Source organism: Streptococcus huangxiaojuni, assembly GCF_040930515.1.
Classification (GTDB): Bacteria; Bacillota; Bacilli; order Lactobacillales; family Streptococcaceae; genus Streptococcus; species Streptococcus huangxiaojuni.
Map to the genome: position 1 here is coordinate 1 of NZ_JBFQEG010000022.1, position 18748 is coordinate 18748.

Consider the following 18748-nt stretch of genomic DNA (forward strand, 5'->3'; position numbering starts at 1 on the left):
ACTGGTTTTGATATAGCACGTTTAAGAACCGATTTGTGAGCAACCAATTGATAGTGGTCACCCCAGCCCGATACCTTATCGGCTAACCACCTAGGAACGCCTAATTTAAGCAATCCCCAACGTCGTTTATCTTTGGTTTTCCACTGCTTCCAGATAATCACTCGTAAGCGAGTTCTCAGATGTTCATCTATCTTGGTTAAAACAGTTTTCATCTTTCCGATACGGAAGTAATTTATCCACCCTCGTATTAACCAGTTAAGCCGTTGTATTCTCATATCTAGGTCTATACTATGCTTACGGCTGGTAAGAAGTTTTAACTTTTCCTTGAACCGTTTAACGCTATCTTGATGAGGACGACTGAACCATTGGTTTGTTTTTGGTTGATACCAAAAGCCAAAGCCGAGATACTTTAGACTAGTTGGCTTAGTGATTTTGGTCTTACTAGCGTTAACCTTGAGACCGAGACGTTTCTCAATATAGCGAGTAACAGAGTGCATCACTCGAATAGCTGACGCTCTACTTCCTACAGTGATAACACAGTCATCTGCGTACCTCACAAAACGTAACCCTCGTGCCATTAGCTCTTTATCCAACTCATTAAGCATAATATTGGATAATAATGGGGAGAGATTACCTCCTTGCGGTGTGCCAACTGGCGTGTCATGGTACTTTCCTTGTATCATAACGCCCGCTTGTAGGTATTTACGGATGAGAGATGCTGTATCACCGTCATTGATGAGGTTGTGGACATAGGACATCAAGCGGTCTTGAGGAACATTATCAAAGAATTTCTCTAGGTCAATGTCCACTATCCAAGTATAACCGTCATTAAGATAGTCTAATAGCTTTAGGATAGCCATTTCACAAGAGCGGTTCGGACGAAAGCCATAACTCGTCTCTTGGAAGTGTGGTTCACACAAGGGTGTGATAACTTGGACTATCGCTTGTTGGATAATTCTATCCACTATAGTTGGTATACCTAGTTTACGCTTTCCTCCCTGTGGTTTGGGTATTTCTACTCGTAAGACAGGTTGTGGTTTGTACTTTCTCGCAAGTATCTGGCTCTTAATCGTACGTCAATTTTTATTGAGATACAGACCGATATCCGTTACGGTGATACCGTCTACACCAGCTGAGCCTTTATTAGCACAGACTTTGGTGAAAGCAGTCATCATATTCTCTTTAGATAAGATTTGAGTTAACAATGGCGACATGTGTGTGATTCCTTTCTTGTTTCGTTACCTGCGGGACACCTTACATTGGTGGTGGATTCCATTAGCCATACGGGTTAACTTTCTCTACCTATCAGACCGACGTTGCAGGTACAGGCGAAGTGGAATAGCACTTCAGTTATATGGTTCACCTCTTCGCTCCACTTCTATTACAGAAGCTTCAACTCCCCGCTACCTCACGATAGTCAGGATGCAGAATCGCTATTGGGTTCACCAGTAGCGGGTGTCCCAGAGGACTTGCACCTCAGATGTACAACATGCCCGTCGTACATAAAAAAGCCTTGTTATCCAAGGCTTTTTACTATCCCATGTGTTAAAGATTTCTAGGCTTTTACGAGCAGAGCAACATATTCAGCGGTCCCGCACACTCATTAGAAGCACTTCAAGGATAATGTTTTTTAAACAAGCTTTCGCTGCTCACACTTCTTGCCTTGCTGCAATCATCTGCATCGTAGAAATAATCGCTTTCCCTAATTCTGTCTGGGAAAGAACTGACATAGAAAGCGGATTGTCCCTTATTTCCTTACTTCCAAGGACCGAAACGAGTCCTGCAAAGACAAAACGAATCTGTACTCTCTCATCCGATGATAATAATTCTTCGTCAATCGACATGGAATTAAACCATATCGTTTTTAATAGCTCAGTCACCAGCTGTCTCAAATACGGAGATTCACTTGCCGCACATAACATGATGCGCTTTGAATGAGGTAAGATAGACATATCAAAAATCGGCGCAGACTTGCCTTCTTGAAATGCAGATAGCAAAGCGGTCACAAGTGTTCTCGATACCTCATTGTCAGCATTATTCACAAAAGCCTTCTGTGCGAGGTCATTGATATTGCTATAGTGATAGTAAAATGAGTTCCGATTGATTTCTGCCTCCTGAGATACCCGTAGAACGGTGATGTCGGAATACCGCTCAGTCTCAAGCAGAGACCAGAATGCATTTTCGATTTTCACTGTCGCCATTTCATCTCGGTCAGTTTTTCTTGGGCGGGGCATACTGCTCCTTTCGTTAATTAGACACTTTTCTTTTAATTGACTATTTTATTATACATTCTGTCGCGTTATAATGTCAATAGTAAGCAATTCAAGAAGGAGGCCATTACCATGAAAAAGGCAGTAAACATATGGCACTATATTTCAGTATATCTCGCAGGACTCACTGCTCTGATTGCCCTTTTTGCACCCGTCGAATCAGTCCAGAAATGCCTGCTGGCATCCATCACAATCCTGTTCCTGCACTTCTTTGAGGAGTTCGGCTATCCCGGCGGTTTTCCGCTGATAGGTATGAAAGTTATGATGAATAACGATGAGATGGATTCCACAAAGTGGGATGTTACTAACCTTAGTTCAATGTTCGGAAACTGGAGCTTCCTGCTCCTTCTCTACGTTCTGCCGCTTATCTTCCCCGATGTGCGATTCCTGACCTTATCTGCCATGATGTTTCTTTTCGCCGAAGTCATCATGCACTTAATCATCTTCCCCGTGAAGTTGAAGACCTTCTACAATGCTGGCCAGATCACAGGTGTTCTGGGCCTTGGATTCATTGGCTGTTATTACTTCACCACAGTATTTAATCCTACAATGTTCATCTGGTACGATTATGGCCTTGCAATTGTCTGGTTTGTTGCAGTATTCCTGTTCTGCTTCCGTTCAAAGATCTATTGGGACCTTGGCAAGAAAAAAGGATATGGACTGACTGATGTGACAGCATACGGAGCTGGATTTAAGAAGTGATACTTGAGCAGATTGAAGCCGGAAATGAGTAATCATAACCATCAGCAGTACTGAACATCCTGCTCCATAAAGGCATCGGGGTTAATCTCCCCGATGCCTTTTTCCTTATTTCTTCTGTTAGTAAACTTGCTTTCTCCCTAGCCAAAAAGCAAAATAGTAGCTACAATCCTCCGAAAGCGGAATCGTAGATATGTTTGCTAAAGAAGGAAAGGGCTCTCCTCAGTCCCGGAACAGTTTTGCCTATGAATTCGGAAAGTCCTTGATTTCAAACCTTTTCAGACCTGTTTCTTCAATTATGTGTGTCAGTAGACAAACAGTCTCGATGTGTGATAAGGTCTTGCTTCTATACTATAGTCTTTCAGATGGATTTAAGATTATACGCAATCCCTTTCTTTATAATCTTCAAATCAATCCTCTGGAACAAAAGCCATGAGGCGTTGCTCACGCTCCTCCAGCGTCATGTTAAAATAGCGAAAATCCTTAGCTAATCCTGCAATGTCAGCCATGTCATCATCTGACAATGTAAAGTCAAAAATATCTCTATTTTCCTTCAAATGTTCAGGATTTGTTGTTTTAGGGAAGACAGCATGTCCCGATTGGATATGCCAGCGTAAAATAATTTGCGCAGGCGTCTTGCCATACTTTTCAGCTAGTTTACTAAAGACAGGCTCGCTCATCAGCTGGCTGTCTCCATGTCCCAGAGGATACCAACTTTCAATAATAGTTCTTAGAGGTGAAATCCTCTCTTTCAGAGTTTGTTGCGGAAAATAGGGGTGGCATTCCACCTGTAGCGCTGCGGGTGGAATGGTCGCCATAGTCAGAATTTCCTCTAAACGCTCGGACTCAAAGTTACTCAGGCCTATTGAGCGGACCTTGCCTGCTGCAACAGCTGTTTCTAGATTTTTCCAGCCTGCCTTGTAATCACCAATCTCTTGGTGCAAGAGGACTAGGTCAATATAGTCCATATCTAGACGTGCCAGCATTTTATCAATGGCCTCCGGATCTGCATAATCGCTTGGCCAAAGTTTGGAAGTGATGAATACCTCTTCACGAGCTAGGCCGGAAGCCTGTACAGCCTGACCAACCTCGCGCTCATTTTGATAGGCATGGGCCGTGTCCACATGACGATAGCCTAACTGAAACGCATCCAGTAAATTCTGTTTAGTCTCTTCAGGTGCTACTAAATAAACTCCAATGCCTAATTGTGGCATCTCATAGCCAGAGTTGAGTTTCAAATAAGTTTGTTCCATATTTTGTCTCCTTTTTAAACAATCAGTTCTAATCAAACTTCCTTGCTGTCCGTGTACATAAAGTAAGAAGTGCGCTTAGCAATTTTCCATTGACCACCCACTTTAACATACTCATCTTCATAGCGAACACCTTGGGTCGTCTGAATCCGTTTCTCCTCTTGGTTTGGCCCAATCAAAACCACATGACAGTAGGCTGTCCCTGTTGCCTTATCCTCATCAATAGTAACGACCTGTTGACCATTGAGGTGGTAAACTGTATCAAAAGGGGCTAGAAAATTCGCAAAGGCTGACTCAATAGCCTCATGTCCTTCCTGTTTGAAAGTCTGATTACCATTATGTGATGTGACAACCGCGTCCTCTGTGAAGAGTTGAACCTGGGTCTTGGTATCCTTGATATCCGCCAAATTTGAGAAGGTATCAACCAATTCTTTCAATTCTAATTTTGCTAGTAGTATTTCTGTATTCATTTTATTTCCCTTTCTCTTATGAAAATCTTATTTACTCAACTATTTGCCGCCAACCATCAATTTTTGAAAATAACGCTTCCCCGCTACCGACTAAGCACTACCATAAATCCTAGCGTGAATCCACTATTCAACCGTCACCAGAACACGCTGACTCTTCTGCTTAAAGTTATAGTTTGTTTCTAAAAAAGCGTCATAGGTCATCTCACCGCTCTTCTTTGGTCTGAATGGCCCTGTGATATAGACTGCTACAAAATCACCTGGTAACATTTTTTCTAAAGTATCCCGATCTTTTCTTAACAATCATTTGCTGGCTGCCACCTCCCTTCTACTTTTTCAAAGGGAAGTTCAAAATCCATAGTCCAGACCTTTCGAAAGCCATAAATGCGAGCATCTGTCTTGGCCTTGGCATGGAGAATCGCACGTTCTTCTCCTACCAGTCGAACCGTCTCTGAAATTGGAACATAGGTATAATAAGAAAAAGTTCCTGAACGAATGGTCTCAAAATATTCTTCCCGTGTCTGGCAGTAGCCTCCAACATGGCGAAAGAGATGATTTTCTGGGTAAAGTGCATACAACCGTTCAAAATCTTTATCAATAATGGCTTTCCAAATCTCATGTTGAAGGGCAACAATTTCTTTTTCATCTTCCTGCATAACCTAACCTTCCTTCATCCGAATGAGCTTGGCTGGATTCCCGCCGACAATTGCATAATCAGGAACATCTTTAGTGACAACCGCCCCGCTGGCTAAGACTGCCCCATCTCCAATGCTGACACCAGGCATAATCTTAACTCCTTCGCCTATCCAAACCTTTTGTCCAACCTTAACGGGTTGGCAACGCAAAACAAGGATATCCTCCAAGTCATGATTATCCGTGACAATGCTGACATTGGGTCCAATAAATGTCCCATCTCCAATCGAAACACCACCAATGGACATGAGGGTCAGGTTATGATTGATGAATACCCTGTCACCAAGATGAACATTTTTCCCAAAATCAATCTGCGATGGACTCATGATGTGACTGGTGGCCGATAAGTATCCGCCAAGTAATTCTGCATACAGATCATGAATCTTGGAAGAAGACGGAAGAGTTTGGTTAATCCGAAATTGCAGGTCGCGGCAGCGATTAAATTCTGACAGAACGGTGTCACCGTATTCTGTTTCCATCATATTTACCGCATCACCGTCAGCCAACCGTTGCCAGATATCTTTGTCCATATTGTCACCTCATTTCTTCTGTTTAAGATTATTGTAAATGCCCACTGTCAAAAAAACAATGGGCACTTTTCTAAAAACGGGACATATGCCACTAAAAGAGAGGAAGTGTGACATATCTTATTTCAAAAGAGATTGGACGCCTGCGAGTGTCAAGAGATTAGCCGTCTCAATCACTTCTTCCAATGGGGTTCGCCTTCCTTCTTCCACCCATTGGCGATAGAGAGACAAGCCTGTGTTTTGGACAAAATTGAGCAAGCTAATCTTTTGAAAATCGCTGAGTTGTTTCAACCTTGCTAACTTGGACCAAGTGGAAGCCATGACCATATCCACCATGTCTTGACGAATGTCTCGATAGAAGGTCTGGCTGATGGTAATCTTATCATAAGCCTCTCCTTGTTCTGCCGAAAATTCAAAAAAGGCACGCTGCATCTTTTCCAAATCATCCGGCAGGCTTAAATCCTTAATCAAGTCAATGTAGGACTGAGCATACTGCTCTTGCATCTCCGCCAGCAGGTCAGCCAAAGTCGGATAATAGCGGTAAAAGGTCTTTTTATTGATTTCAGCCCGTTTGGCCAATTCCGTGACAGTTATTTTGTCATAATCCAGCTCACAAATCAACTCTTCAAAGGCTTTATAGATAGCTTTTATTGTCCGTTTAACCCGTAAATCTTCAAAACCACTTAATTTCATATTTGCTCCTATGACTAGACTAATCAATTCACCATTTGAGAAAACATATTACTTCAGTACTTATTCTCGATTATTATATCACAAAAACGCAAAAAAGGATGTGACTACAACAGTTACCCACTGCAGCTACATCCTATAATTCTCCTTCAGTTCCTTTTATAAATAGGAGGGTGATTTTACTGTTTTCATCAATCAAAAATAATAGTCTTCACCATAGTCGGACTCTTCATCACAGTCTGGGTAGTCACAATCAAATTCTTTTAAAAGCGCTTCTATTAATTTCTCTCTGAGTTGGCCTTCACTCAGTGTCTTAACATAAGCTGTGATTTCCTCGACTTTTTTCTGTCGGAACATTGTATAATCTGCTTCCCATTTCAGATAGCGTTCTTCTTTTTCTCCTTCCTCCTCTTCCCACTCTGCAATAACGGCATCAGCCTGTCTGGGAAAATAGAAAAAGTATAAGGCCACCATGTGTTTACAAATCACTCTCCTGCCTGTCGCAAATGGGCAGGTACAGGTTGACTTTCTAGGATAGTTGGTATTTATTGTAACATGGTAAGTTTTACCTTGCGATCCACTAACCTGCCCCTTATAAATACCATCTTCACTCTTTTCTCCACTTAACACTGCCTGACTTTGATAGTAGGCAATCCCTTTACTAAAAGAAGCATTACTAGCCAAGTGAACCACTTTCAAATCATCCCAAATACTCATGCTAACTTCCCCCGTTTATCATCTTCAATATTTCTTACTAGAAGTCCTACAGTTTCTATGTGATGTGTCATTGGAAACAAGTCTACAGGCTGCACTTTCTGCAGCTTGTAACCAAGTTCTCCGTAGAGCTTGATATCACGTGCCATGGTGGCCGGGTTGCAGGATATATAGACCAGTTTATCCGGCTGCATGGCGCTGCTGGCCTTGATGAAGTTTTCGGTCAAACCCTTACGAGGCGGGTCAACCAGAAGGATATTGGGTTTAATCCCCTCTTTTTCCCATGTTGCCATAGCCTGTTCGGCTGAATCGGCTACATAGTGTGCATTGGTAATGTTGTTTAAGGCAGCGTTTCGTTTGGCATCTGCCACAGCTTCCTCAACCACTTCAACACCATAGACGGCTTTAACTTTTCCAGCAAACAGTAAGCCAATTGTTCCAATCCCAGAATAAGCATCAATCACAATGTCATTCTTTTTTGCTTCTGCAAAGTCAATTGCAGTTTGATAAAGTATTTCGGCCATCTCGGTATTGACTTGGTAAAATGATGGTGCGGAAATGGCATAGCGGTTCCCAAGCATAATGTCCTCAATGGTATCTTTACCGTAAAGCGTCTTAAAATCACTGCCAAAAACAGCATTGGTTTTTTTATCATTAATGTTTTGAATGATGGATTTGACAGCAGGAAACTCCGCTACAATTTTTTCGGTAATCTGCTCAATACGGAAAATCTTTGAGCGTCTTGTCACAAAGATCAGCATCATTTCACCAGAATAATGCCCTCGGCGGACAACAAGATTGCGGATAAGTCCTGTCTCTTCCTTCTCATCGTAAGGCTTAAGGTCAAAACGGCGCAGTAAATCACGGGTAAAATTAATCAAACGATCAATTTCTTTATTCTGAATATAATAGTCAGAAATAGGCAGCAAATCATGAGAATGCTTGCGGAAAAAACCTGTTTCAAGCTGACCGTTGACACGGCGGACCGGAACCTGTGCTTTGTTTCTATAAGCATAAGGATTGGACATACCAAGTGTTTCCGCTACCTGAACATCGGATATGGCAGCAATTTTATAAAGGGTGTTAATCACTTGCCGGCGTTTAGTTTTTAACTGTTCTGAATAAACCAAGTGCCCTAAATCTGCAATTCCTGTCCTCAGATAGTCTGTATTCAAATCTTCATTGCGAAAGGGCGACCAGCTCAAGTATTCCTCAACTTTTCCAAATCCAATTGCTTTTTTTACCTTGAGCACCCGCATGCGGATTTTCTCTCCGGGCAGAGCATTGTCAACAAAAAAGACAAAGCCTGCAACTTTGGCGATACCCTGTCCTTCATGGCTCAAATCGACTATTTCAGTGTCTACAATATCATTCTTTTTTAGCATTTCTTTTTTTCAGCCTTTCTATGCTGGCAAAAAAATAAGGAGCAGCCCAGCTTAGCCGAGAAGGCCCCTCCTTGTCCTTTATCTTTAACGCAGGCCTAAATCTGAAAGCTCTTGCTTGTAGCTTTCGAAATCAATATAGAGCGCCTGTCCGCCGTACATATCAAAATCATCAATCCAGCCGCCTTCTGACGGAATCGTAGCCTGATCAATGCCGTTTTGCGCATCGCTCAGCATAGACAAGCCGTTAGTCAGCAAAAAGGTGTAGGAAATATTGGTAGAAGTCAAAGCATAAATCTTGCCAATCGCTGCTGAACCTGTAAAGAGTTTGGTCGGATCTTTAATTTGTGAAATGATGGCACTGATGACCTGCTGCTGACGGACCGTACGGCCGTAATCGCCGTCATCATCTTTGCGGAAACGCGCATAGTTGAGCAGAGTCCGCCCGTCCATACGCTGAACTCCTTCTTCAATCGTCTGATTAGGTACGACACCGTTTTCCATATTAAGATCATCAGGAACTTCAACAGAAGACACATCTTCCCCATCAACAGTCCCAAACTGTGCATCAATCTTTACACCTTTAGGAAACAGGGTATCAATAGCTTCAGCAAAGGTTTCGAAATCTACCATCACATAGTATTTGATATCAATATCAAAGTTATTCTTCAGAACCCGCCGCATATACTCTGCCCCTTGGTTGTTATCCTGTTCACCAAAATTAAAGGCTGAATTGAGCTTCAAATCATAGGAATAATCATCATAACTGTAGCCTTCAATATTAACCAGTGTATCACGCATGAAGCTAACCATTTTAACTTTTTTGTCGCTATTGCCGACATTGACAACCATGATTGTATCTGTTCTGGCCTCGTCCGAGCCTTGAGTCACCCGCTGGTCAGACCCTAAAACCAGAATATTAGTACCGTCTTCTGAATCCACACCATTAAAAGTTTCAGTCACTGCGGCACTGTAGTCCGATTTCCCAGAAGAGATGTCATTCATTCCCTTAATAAACATAAAAATCATGCCGGCAAACACAGCCAGCAGAACAAGACCGGCAGTCAGAAGAATCTTTTTCAGCCGTCCTCTTTTCGGACGTTTTTTAGTCTTTCTAGGTTTTGAAACAGAACCGGCAGTCTCCGGATAAACAGGCAGATCTCCCTGCTGTACAGCTGAAGCAGACCGCCTTGATCTGCGGGAAGATGTTCTTTCTGTCGGATATTTAGGCAGACCTTGCAAAGTATCATCATCTGCCTCCTCATAATCTTCAGGGTAAAAATCCTGCTGATTGTCTAAATCCTCATAGTCAGAAAATGAATGGTAGCTGTCGTAGTAGGCCTGCTGCTGGTACTGAGCCTGGTTCATCTTCTGCTGCAGGTAGTTAAATTCATTTTTTTCCCTGTCATTTAGATACTGCAAATTTTTTAAGAGATAATCGTACCGCAGTTCTTCGTGGTGGCTTAAGCCACTTCTATTATTTCTTGTCATAACTTATTCCAAACAATTCTTATCTTTCCATACAAACTAATCTATTTGTAACAGTTACCCTAATTGATAAACAGTGTATTTTCCTAAAATTTTGTAGTGAATCCCAATAGCTGTCAACTCTTCTAAAGCAAAGCTGACCAATTCTTCATTATGATTAGCAAAATCAATGATAAAGAAATATTCTCCCAGAACCGTTTTTAAAGGACGGCTTTCAATTTTTGTTAAATCAATGCCCCGCCAGGCAAAAACAGATAAAGCCTTATAGAGTGCACCCGGTAAATTATCCGGCAGAGTAAAGGCTAAAGAAATTTTTTTATCTGTCTCTTTTAAATCAATTGGAACGGCTTTAGGCCCAAGAACCCAGAAACGGGTGTAATTATTGTCGATTTCATGAATATCCTGAGCGATAATTTCAAGTCCGTATTCATCTGCCGCCGCCTGCGGGGCAATGGCGGCATAATTGGCTTGCGGGTGCTCTGCAACATAGCGGGCAGCATATGCCGTGCTGGCCATAGCCTCAATAATGACATCAGGATAATTTTCCAGCACGTATTTTTTCCCTTGAGCAATGGCCTGAGGGTGAGAGAAAATCTTTTCGATTTTTTTACCCTGTGCGGTAGCCAGTAACTGCTGCTTAATCGGCTGGACGATCTCAGCGATTGTTTCGATGTGTGCCTGATGAAAAAGATAATCCGATGTTTCAAGAACTGGGCCTTCGATAGCATTTTCGACAGGTACAATCGCATAAGACACGGCCCCTTCTTCATAAGCCTTGATAACTTCTGTAATCGTCCCCAAAGGGATGAGCTCTTCATCCGGAAAAGCCTTGAGCGCAATATTATGCGTGAAAGACCCTTTGGGGCCTAAATAACCTACATGCATTTAATAATCCTTGCAATTTCTTCCGGTGTACGGTTGTCAACATTTATAATTAAGTCCGACAATCCTTCATAAAGCATCATCCGCCGCTCGAAAATACCATGAAAATCTTCCTTTGAATTATTCAAAAAAAGTGGTCTTTGATAAACTTTATCATTTTTGATGCGTTCATACAGTACTTCAAACGATGCCGCTAAGAGTACATTGTATTTGCGGTTCTGCCGCAGAAGTTCGCGGTTCTTTTCACTGATGACAACCCCTCCGCCGGTGGAAATAATGATGTCGCCGTCAATTTTCATCAGTTCCTGAAGGGTTTCGGATTCTAGTTTACGAAAAGCGGCTTCACCATGCTCAGCAAAAAAATCTGTGATAGACATACCGACCTTTTCTTCGATAATCGTATCCATATCCAGAAAATTATCCGTCAGATAGCCCGCTACTGTTGTTTTCCCAGCACCCATAAATCCCAATAAAACTTTAGCCATTAATCAATCCTTTCAAATCATCGAAAAAGGTCGGATAGCTCGTATTAATCGCTTCTGCCCGCTCTATGTGAACTGTCCCTTCTTGAGCCGCCAAGGCAGCAATGGCAGCCATCATACCGATACGGTGGTCTCCCATCGTATGAACCCTGCCGCCGTGAAGAGGAGTCCCGCCTTGAATAATCATTCCATCGTCGGTTGGGGTGATAGACGCACCCAAAGCGTTTAAGGCTGAAACAACAGCCTGGATACGGTCAGTTTCTTTCACCTTGAGTTCCTGAGCATCACGAATAACTGTCTGCCCTTTTGCTTGTGTTGCTAATAAGGCAATAATCGGCAGTTCATCAATCAGGCGCGGAATAATATCACCGCCAATTTCTGTCGCTGTCAGCTCCGAAGTCCTAACAGTCAGTGTTGCTGACTGGGCAGCAGAATCAATGTCTGAAAACTGAACCTGTCCCTTCATCGCTTCAATGACCTCTAAAATACCTGTCCGCGTTTTATTAATCCCAACATTTTTCAGTACAATCTGACTATCAGCAGTCAAAAGGCCGGCAGCCAGCCAAAAGGCCGCACTTGAAATATCACCTGGAACAGTCAGCTTTTGGCCTGTCAGCTTCTGACCGCCGCTAAGCCGAATCGTTTTTCCATCAACTGCAATACGACCGCCGAACTGCTGCAGCATTTCTTCAGTATGATTACGGGTCGGTGCTTTCTCAAGAATAACCGATTCACCATCAGCCTGCAAAGCTGCAAAAATCAAAGCTGACTTAACCTGAGCAGAAGCAACAGGCAGCTGATAATGAATAGGCTTCAGGGCTTTGTTGCCTTTTAATCTTAAAGGCGGCAAATCACGGCTTGTCCGTCCGGAAATATCAACTCCCATCTGCCGCAGAGGGATCGTTACTCGATCCATAGGCCGCTTGGCAAGACTGTCATCGCCAAACATCTCTGCAGCAAAATCCTGACCGGCTAAAACACCGGACAGCAAGCGGATAGAAGTTCCGGAATTTCCTAAGTCCAGCGGTTCTTTTGGGGCCTGCAGACCGTTAAAACCGACACCGTGAATCTTAACAAGGTGACCGTCATCCTCAATCGGGACACCAAGACTGCGAAAAGCTTGCATTGTGGCTAGGACATCCTCGCCTCGCAAGATATTTGAAACAGCAGTCGTCCCTTCGGCTAAGCTCCCAAACATAATCGCCCTGTGACTGATTGATTTATCACCTGGAACATGAATGGTTCCTTGTAAGCCGGTAATATTGGTCTGCAAATCCATATAAGACCCCCCAAATATACTTTTGTCTATTATTGTACCATAAATCACAAAAATTTTTCATTACAATTCCTATTTATCTTCATGTCAAACAGAAACACAGCAAAAAAGCAACACCCTTTCTGATTTTTCAAGATAAAAAAGACCGAAAAAGAAGATATTCTTTCTCAGTCTTTTGATGTAAAACACATTATTACAGCTTCACCAGCGCTTTATAAGAGCAGTAAAACTTATTTTTTAAGATTATAGAATGATTTGAGACCGCGGTATTCAGCCACTTCACCAAGCTGATCTTCGATACGAAGTAATTGATTGTATTTAGCAATACGGTCTGTACGTGACAGTGAACCGGTTTTGATTTGGCCGGCATTAGTAGCTACTGAGATATCAGCAATTGTTGAATCTTCAGTTTCACCAGAGCGGTGAGAAACAACTGCAGTATAGCCAGCTTCTTTAGCCATTTCGATAGCTTCAAATGTTTCAGTCAAAGTACCGATTTGGTTAACCTTGATAAGGATGGAATTAGCAGCACCTTCTTTAATACCGCGTGCAAGGTAGTCTGTATTTGTAACAAAGAAGTCATCACCTACCAGCTGTACACGGTCGCCAAGACGTTCTGTCAAAGCTTTCCAGCCATCCCAGTCATTTTCATCCATACCATCTTCGATTGTAATGATTGGGTATTTGTTAACTAATTCTTCCAGATAATCAATTTGTTCTGCTGATGTCCGTTTTGCGCCGCCTTCGCCTTCAAACTTAGTGTAGTCGTAGATGCCGTCAGCATAGAACTCTGATGAAGCTACATCAAAGCCGATAAAGACTTCCTCACCTGGTTTATAGCCAGCTGTTTCAATCGCTTTAATAATTGTTTCTACAGCATCTTCTGTGCCGTCAAACTTAGGAGCAAAACCACCTTCATCACCGACAGCAGTTTCAAGACCGCGTTCTGCTAAGATAGACTTAAGGTTGTGGAAAATTTCTGCACCCCAGCGAAGAGCTTCTTTAAATGTAGGCGCACCGGCAGGAACAATCATGAATTCTTGGAAAGCAATCGGAGCGTCTGAGTGAGAACCGCCGTTGATGATATTCATCATTGGAGTTGGGAGAACTTTTGTATTGAAGCCGCCAAGATAGCTGTAAAGCGGTACTTCAAGGTAGTCAGCTGCAGCACGCGCTACTGCAATGGACACACCAAGAATGGCATTGGCACCAAGTTTCCCTTTTGTCGGAGTTCCGTCAAGAGCGATCATAGCACGGTCGATAGCTTGCTGATCGCGAACATCAAAACCGATGATGGCTTCAGCAATAACATTGTTGACATTATCAACTGCTTTTTGAGTCCCTTTCCCAAGGTAACGGGATTTATCGCCGTCACGAAGTTCTACAGCTTCGTGTTCTCCAGTAGAAGCTCCTGAAGGAACCATGCCGCGTCCAAAAGCACCTGATTCAGTGTACACTTCCACTTCAACTGTCGGATTTCCGCGTGAGTCCAAGACTTCGCGAGCGTAGACATCAGTAATAATTGACATTAGAATACTCTCCTTATGAGTTTATTTTTTACACGTTAATGATACCACAATCTTTAGTTTTAAGCAAACTAAAAACCATTTGCAAAATGCCGCCGACTTTCTTAAAGGCTATCTCGGTATGTCACCTCAAAACATCAGACGATTAAATACTATTAGAACCGCCGGTTTGCGAACCACTCCAGATAACATCTCCGTAGTTGACAGAAAACGGTTCTCCTTCGTCACAGGTAAAATAGAGTTCAATTTTCTTCGTCTCTCCGGAGGCAATTTTGTCCGGAATGTCGTTATCATAAGTTGCTGAATTAAAGAAGGCGTAACTATTCTCGCTGAAGACAATGAAATCTTCAGGATAAAAAGTAACATCCTGCTTTGTTTCATTGGAAACCGTTAAGGAAACCACAACTTTCTTTTCACCCTCTAAAACATTATTCATCTTAACTGAACTGTCTTCTGCCGCACTTGTGACCGCAATACGCAAGCCTTCCTTAAAGTCAACGGCATCTCCGAAACTATAGGTATAGTAAGTATCATCATAATCATCATAACTGGAGCTGCTGGAAGAACTGGAAGATGATGGCCTTTCCCGCATTTCTTCAAGTCGTTTCTCCGCCTGAATTCTTGCACTCCATTCATGCAGATAAAGGGTTGAAAAAACCAAAGTCAGCAGAAAAAAGATGACAGCTAAAGAAATGGAAACCCAGCTAACAATCTGCCACTTCTTTACCTGCTTCCCGTTTTCATTCATAAAAACCTCCATTAAGATACAAAGGCCGTTCAAGCTCACAGCAAAAATGACGGTAAGTCCGAAATCCCTGATTTCGCAGACGCACCTCTGCCAAGACGGCTAGAAGGGTGCGGGCGGCTGTCAAGACGGCAAAGCCTTCAGACGGCTACGGCTGACGGTAAGTCCGAAATCTCTGATTTCGCAGACGCACCTCTGCCAGGGTGCGGGCGGCTGTCAAGACGGCAAAGCCTTCAGACGGCTACGGCAGGCTAATTAAAAATCAACCCTATACTTAACCATATTTTTTTGCAAAGAGCTTGGGCAGGTTCTCTTTCTTATCTTTTTATTATAGCATCTTTTAAAAAATTTTTTCAACTTATTTGGAAAAGAAAAGGAATTTCCAAGCCAGACGAATTGCGGTATAATTTTATTAGATAACCTGTATAAGGAGAAAGCTATGGATGAATTGGAACAAAAAATTCTGCAGAGTGCTCAGGGTGAGCAGCGGCTTAAACCAGATGAACAACGAAACTATTTAGGAACTTTTGCTGAGCGGGTAGTTCTCAGTATCCTGCTTGAAGATGCCGGTAAGCAGCCGATTCTCTCTCATTTTGACAACATTATGTCGGATATGGTAGATCGATACGGTCTCGTAGCTGTAAAAATTTCTGATAAACTGACTGTAGCTGTCCAGATGGCCTATATGAAAAAAGCTCAGGCTGCCGGACTAACTGCTACTATCATTAATGAAGAAGGCAGCCAGTCTCCCTTTGGCCTTATCATGCATACTGACAAGGCAGAAAACGCCTCTCATACTGATATTAAAGAGCTTTATCCTCAATTTTTTGAAGAAAGAAGACAGGCAGAAAAAACAGGCCAAAAATCCTTTTGGCAAAGGCTTTTCCGCAAAGAAAACTGAAAAGCAGACTTTTAGTTCGGATCCTTATCTGGCATCATATAAAGCATAAAACCAGCCGGTTAAAGCAATCGGCTGGTTTTTTAATAGCTTATAAAATCAATAATTGGGCTGACTAAAATCTAGCTAAGGTTTTCCCATCTTTTCTAATCTCACCCAAGATTAATTAGCACTGCCTCAATTCTCTTCTTTTGACCCATAGTGTCGGGCTTTTTTTGGCTTTTTCGGCAGTACTGGCTGTCATACTTTTTGCTGTAATTTTAGAAGATTGCCGATATTCTGAGCCGTTCGTATCAAATTTTTATCCGCCGCTGCCAGTATCTCTTCCAGAGAGCCCACTGCCGAAATAATGGGAAAAGCGGCCTGAATATTTTCAAAAGGGAAGTCTGGCAAATCATCGGAAAGACTGCCACAAATGGCCAAAACTGGCAGCCCAGCCGGTGTCCGTCTGGCTAGTCCAATAGGTGCCTTACCTGCCAGACTCTGCCGATCCAGCCGCCCTTCGCCAACAATAACCAAATCAGCCTTTTTAACACGATTGTCAAAATCAAGAAGGTCTAAAACAGTATTAATGCCTGAAGCCATCTGACCGCCTGCAAAAGCAATTAAACCAGCCGCCATGCCCCCTCCTGCTCCGCTGCCTGCTAAGTCAATCAAGTGAGGATCGACCAGCTGGTAAAAAGTATGCATTGCCTGATCAATCTCAGCAAGGTCTGCTAGCGGCAGCCCTTTTTGGGGACCAAAAACATAAGTCGCCCCTTGTTGGCCGCATAAAGGATTAATCACATCTGTCATAATAGTGAGTTTAAGGTTTTTAAGCGGTGAGTTAGGAGGCGGAACAACAGTTTTGACCTGCCCCAAATGAGCACCGGTAGCTGGCAGCTCCTGACCATGAGCATCTAAAAACTTAAAGCCAAGGCCTAAGGCCATACCGATACCACCGTCATTAGTTGCACTGCCGCCGACCCCTACCATAATTTCTTTGACACCTGTTTGAGCCAAGTAGAGCAGCATGTCGCCAACACCTTTGGTCGTTAAAGTCAAGGGCTGACGCTGAGCAGGAGGGACGAGTTCTATCCCGCAGATAGCTGCCATCTCAAAAACAGCCAAATCATCATTTGCTGCATAAGGAGCTAAGACTGTCCGGCCCAGTGCTCCCGTCACCTGAACGGTCTGTTTTTGAAGCTGCAGACCATCACAAAGAGCTGTTAAGGTGCCTTCTCCACCATCGCCTATCGGCAGCAAATCAAAGCTAGCTTCCGGCATGGAACGGCTGAAACCAATTTGAAGATTTTTAGCAACTTCAAGGGCTGTCAGGCTCTCTTTAAATGAATCAGGAGCAATAAGAACATGCATAGCAAAATCCTCCTTGTGTTATAATTTTATTATAACCTAAAAGGAGGCCAGACGCATGGAAAAATGGGATGCTTATCTGGAAAACGGACAAAAAACATCGATAACATTAACCAGAGGACACGGGATTCCCAAAGGGCTGTTCCACTTAGTAGCCGAAGTTTTGGTTCAGCACAGTGATGGCGATATTCTTTTTATGCAGAGAAGTTTTTCCAAAGGGCAATATGCCGGTTATTTTGAGGCAACTGCCGGCGGCTCTGTCCTTCAGGGTGAGACATCCGAAGACGCTATTATCCGTGAACTGGCAGAAGAAACAGGCATTCAGTCTGCTAAACCGCGATTTTTGGAGCGAAAGGTCTTATCTGATGCTGCTTCACTGATTGATCGTTATTATTTACAGACCACCTGGGACAAAAAGAGTATTGTGCTGCAGACTGACGAAACAGTAAACTTTATCTGGTTGCCCTTAGAAGACTTAGATTCCTTTATTGCCGCTCACCCTATCCTGCCCAGACAGCTGGAAACTATCCGCAAAGTACAAAGAGGAGAAATTTAGAAAAATAATTTTCTGTCCTAATAACTGTAAGAGATGCATAAAAACCGCTTCTTAGCGGTTTTTATTTTGACTTAGCAAGAACGGACACAATTAAGGCGATAAATTAGATAAGATTTAATAGTCAGTAATAGTTTTTCGGTCATGCACACGGCTTTTCTTGCCTTGACGCCCTTGCAGAACTTTTTCAACATCCTGCGGGGTCACACCAGTTTCCGCCAGCATGACAGCCAGATGATAAAGAAGATCCGCCGTTTCATTAGCAATCTCATCCTTATCGGCATTTTTAGCAGCAATAATGACCTCAGCAGCTTCTTCACCAACTTTTTTTAGAATCTTATCCAATCCCTTATCAAAAAGATAATTGCTATAGGAGCCTTCCTTTGGCTCTTCCTTACGATTCAAAACTTCTTTGTAGAGTGTTTCAAGCATAACCCCTCCTCCAACAAGATACAAAGGGCGTTAAGAACGCAAAAGGAAAATAGGAGACTGACCGATGAATCCAGAAAGATTCGAGGTTAGGCTATACTCACAGAGCAGCCACTTTCGTATGTCAGCTTATGCTTCCTACGACTGCGTCTCTTTTTCCCGCAGCGTTTAGCCCTAGCCCGTGTTCAGTTCCAACAAGATACAGAGCCCGTTAAAAAATCCGTATGAAAATGGCGGTAAGTCCGAAATCTTTGATTTCGTAGACGCACCCCTGCCAGAACGACTAGAACGGTGCGGTCGACTGTTAAGGCGACAAAGCTTTCAGTCGTTTACGGCTGACGGCAACTAGGTAACGATACAGATTTCCAACCCCCTCACTCTCCCTTTTCTGGGTTCGGGCTGAAATCATCCACTGGATGATTTC

The 18748-nt window shown here is 42.9% G+C and carries 19 protein-coding genes and 2 pseudogenes; 3 read left to right on the forward strand and 18 right to left on the reverse strand.

Annotated elements, in window-relative coordinates:
• Together ltrA and AB3329_RS09795 are read right to left on the reverse strand one after the other, a co-directional pair.
• Window positions 1-1214, reverse strand: a pseudogene (gene ltrA / locus AB3329_RS09790) (group II intron reverse transcriptase/maturase); the annotation flags it as partial.
• A 435-nt stretch (window positions 1215-1649) separates the two neighbouring features.
• A complete protein-coding gene (locus tag AB3329_RS09795) occupies window positions 1650-2234 on the reverse strand; it encodes a TetR/AcrR family transcriptional regulator (RefSeq protein ID WP_368395868.1) in 585 nt (194 codons plus the stop codon).
• A gap of 108 nt (window positions 2235-2342) precedes the next feature.
• On the opposite strand from AB3329_RS09795, the gene AB3329_RS09800 reads away from it, so the two are divergent.
• A complete protein-coding gene (locus AB3329_RS09800) occupies window positions 2343-2972 on the forward strand; it encodes an HXXEE domain-containing protein (protein ID WP_368395870.1) in 630 nt (209 codons plus the stop codon).
• Between the two features lie 407 nt (window positions 2973-3379).
• On the opposite strand, the gene AB3329_RS09805 is transcribed toward AB3329_RS09800, so the two are convergent.
• From AB3329_RS09805 to AB3329_RS09870, 14 genes and pseudogenes are all read right to left on the reverse strand, one after another.
• Entirely contained in the window at window positions 3380-4222 is an 843-nt protein-coding gene (locus AB3329_RS09805; RefSeq protein WP_368395871.1) for an aldo/keto reductase, read from the reverse strand.
• 32 nt (window positions 4223-4254) lie between these two features.
• A complete protein-coding gene (locus AB3329_RS09810; protein ID WP_368395872.1) occupies window positions 4255-4689 on the reverse strand; it encodes a nuclear transport factor 2 family protein in 435 nt (144 codons plus the stop codon).
• A 123-nt stretch (window positions 4690-4812) separates the two neighbouring features.
• The gene (locus tag AB3329_RS09815) at window positions 4813-4989 is read right to left on the reverse strand and encodes a hypothetical protein (protein WP_368395874.1); all 177 of its coding nucleotides are present in this window, start codon (window positions 4987-4989) and stop codon (window positions 4813-4815) included.
• A complete protein-coding gene (locus AB3329_RS09820; RefSeq protein WP_368395875.1) occupies window positions 4983-5342 on the reverse strand; it encodes a nuclear transport factor 2 family protein in 360 nt (119 codons plus the stop codon). The genes AB3329_RS09815 and AB3329_RS09820 overlap by 7 nt, the downstream gene beginning before the upstream one ends.
• 12 nt (window positions 5343-5354) lie before the next feature.
• Window positions 5355-5510, reverse strand: a pseudogene (locus tag AB3329_RS11665) (CatB-related O-acetyltransferase); the annotation flags it as partial.
• A 516-nt stretch (window positions 5511-6026) separates the two neighbouring features.
• Window positions 6027-6599, reverse strand: a complete 573-nt coding sequence (locus tag AB3329_RS09830) for a TetR/AcrR family transcriptional regulator (RefSeq protein ID WP_368395878.1) — start codon at window positions 6597-6599, stop codon at window positions 6027-6029.
• Between the two features lie 192 nt (window positions 6600-6791).
• The gene (locus AB3329_RS09835) at window positions 6792-7313 is read right to left on the reverse strand and encodes an SWIM zinc finger family protein (RefSeq protein WP_368395880.1); all 522 of its coding nucleotides are present in this window, start codon (window positions 7311-7313) and stop codon (window positions 6792-6794) included.
• On the reverse strand, window positions 7310-8695 hold the full coding sequence (rlmD, locus tag AB3329_RS09840; protein ID WP_368395881.1) for a 23S rRNA (uracil(1939)-C(5))-methyltransferase RlmD: 1386 nt from the start codon (window positions 8693-8695) through the stop codon (window positions 7310-7312). The genes AB3329_RS09835 and rlmD overlap by 4 nt, the downstream gene beginning before the upstream one ends.
• Before the next feature lie 84 nt (window positions 8696-8779).
• Window positions 8780-10183, reverse strand: a complete 1404-nt coding sequence (locus AB3329_RS09845; RefSeq protein WP_368395883.1) for an LCP family protein — start codon at window positions 10181-10183, stop codon at window positions 8780-8782.
• Between the two features lie 54 nt (window positions 10184-10237).
• Window positions 10238-11065 carry a prephenate dehydratase gene (gene pheA / locus AB3329_RS09850; RefSeq protein ID WP_368395884.1) on the reverse strand — a complete coding sequence of 276 codons (828 nt, stop codon included), beginning with the start codon at window positions 11063-11065 and terminating at the stop codon, window positions 10238-10240.
• Window positions 11056-11547 carry a shikimate kinase gene (locus tag AB3329_RS09855; protein ID WP_368395885.1) on the reverse strand — a complete coding sequence of 164 codons (492 nt, stop codon included), beginning with the start codon at window positions 11545-11547 and terminating at the stop codon, window positions 11056-11058. The genes pheA and AB3329_RS09855 overlap by 10 nt, the downstream gene beginning before the upstream one ends.
• Window positions 11540-12823, reverse strand: a complete 1284-nt coding sequence (gene aroA / locus AB3329_RS09860) for a 3-phosphoshikimate 1-carboxyvinyltransferase (RefSeq protein WP_368395887.1) — start codon at window positions 12821-12823, stop codon at window positions 11540-11542. The genes AB3329_RS09855 and aroA overlap by 8 nt, the downstream gene beginning before the upstream one ends.
• A gap of 227 nt (window positions 12824-13050) precedes the next feature.
• Complete coding sequence (gene eno / locus AB3329_RS09865) at window positions 13051-14349, reverse strand: surface-displayed alpha-enolase (protein ID WP_067061146.1); 1299 nt, start codon at window positions 14347-14349, stop codon at window positions 13051-13053.
• A 142-nt stretch (window positions 14350-14491) separates the two neighbouring features.
• Window positions 14492-15094: a DUF4352 domain-containing protein gene (locus AB3329_RS09870; protein WP_368395888.1), complete on the reverse strand. Its 603-nt coding sequence runs from the start codon at window positions 15092-15094 to the stop codon at window positions 14492-14494.
• 436 nt (window positions 15095-15530) lie between these two features.
• On the opposite strand from AB3329_RS09870, the gene AB3329_RS09875 reads away from it, so the two are divergent.
• Entirely contained in the window at window positions 15531-15992 is a 462-nt protein-coding gene (locus AB3329_RS09875; RefSeq protein WP_368395889.1) for a DUF1694 domain-containing protein, read from the forward strand.
• 237 nt (window positions 15993-16229) lie between these two features.
• On the opposite strand, the gene AB3329_RS09880 is transcribed toward AB3329_RS09875, so the two are convergent.
• Entirely contained in the window at window positions 16230-17345 is a 1116-nt protein-coding gene (locus AB3329_RS09880; protein ID WP_368395891.1) for a glycerate kinase, read from the reverse strand.
• 55 nt (window positions 17346-17400) lie between these two features.
• Here AB3329_RS09880 and AB3329_RS09885 point away from each other — a divergent pair, with 55 nt between their 5' ends.
• The gene (locus AB3329_RS09885) at window positions 17401-17898 is read left to right on the forward strand and encodes an NUDIX hydrolase (RefSeq protein ID WP_368395892.1); all 498 of its coding nucleotides are present in this window, start codon (window positions 17401-17403) and stop codon (window positions 17896-17898) included.
• A 114-nt stretch (window positions 17899-18012) separates the two neighbouring features.
• Here the strand turns inward: AB3329_RS09885 and hisE are convergent, their stop codons facing one another.
• Window positions 18013-18327, reverse strand: a complete 315-nt coding sequence (gene hisE / locus AB3329_RS09890; protein ID WP_368395893.1) for a phosphoribosyl-ATP diphosphatase — start codon at window positions 18325-18327, stop codon at window positions 18013-18015.
• Between the last annotated feature and the right edge of the window lie 421 nt (window positions 18328-18748).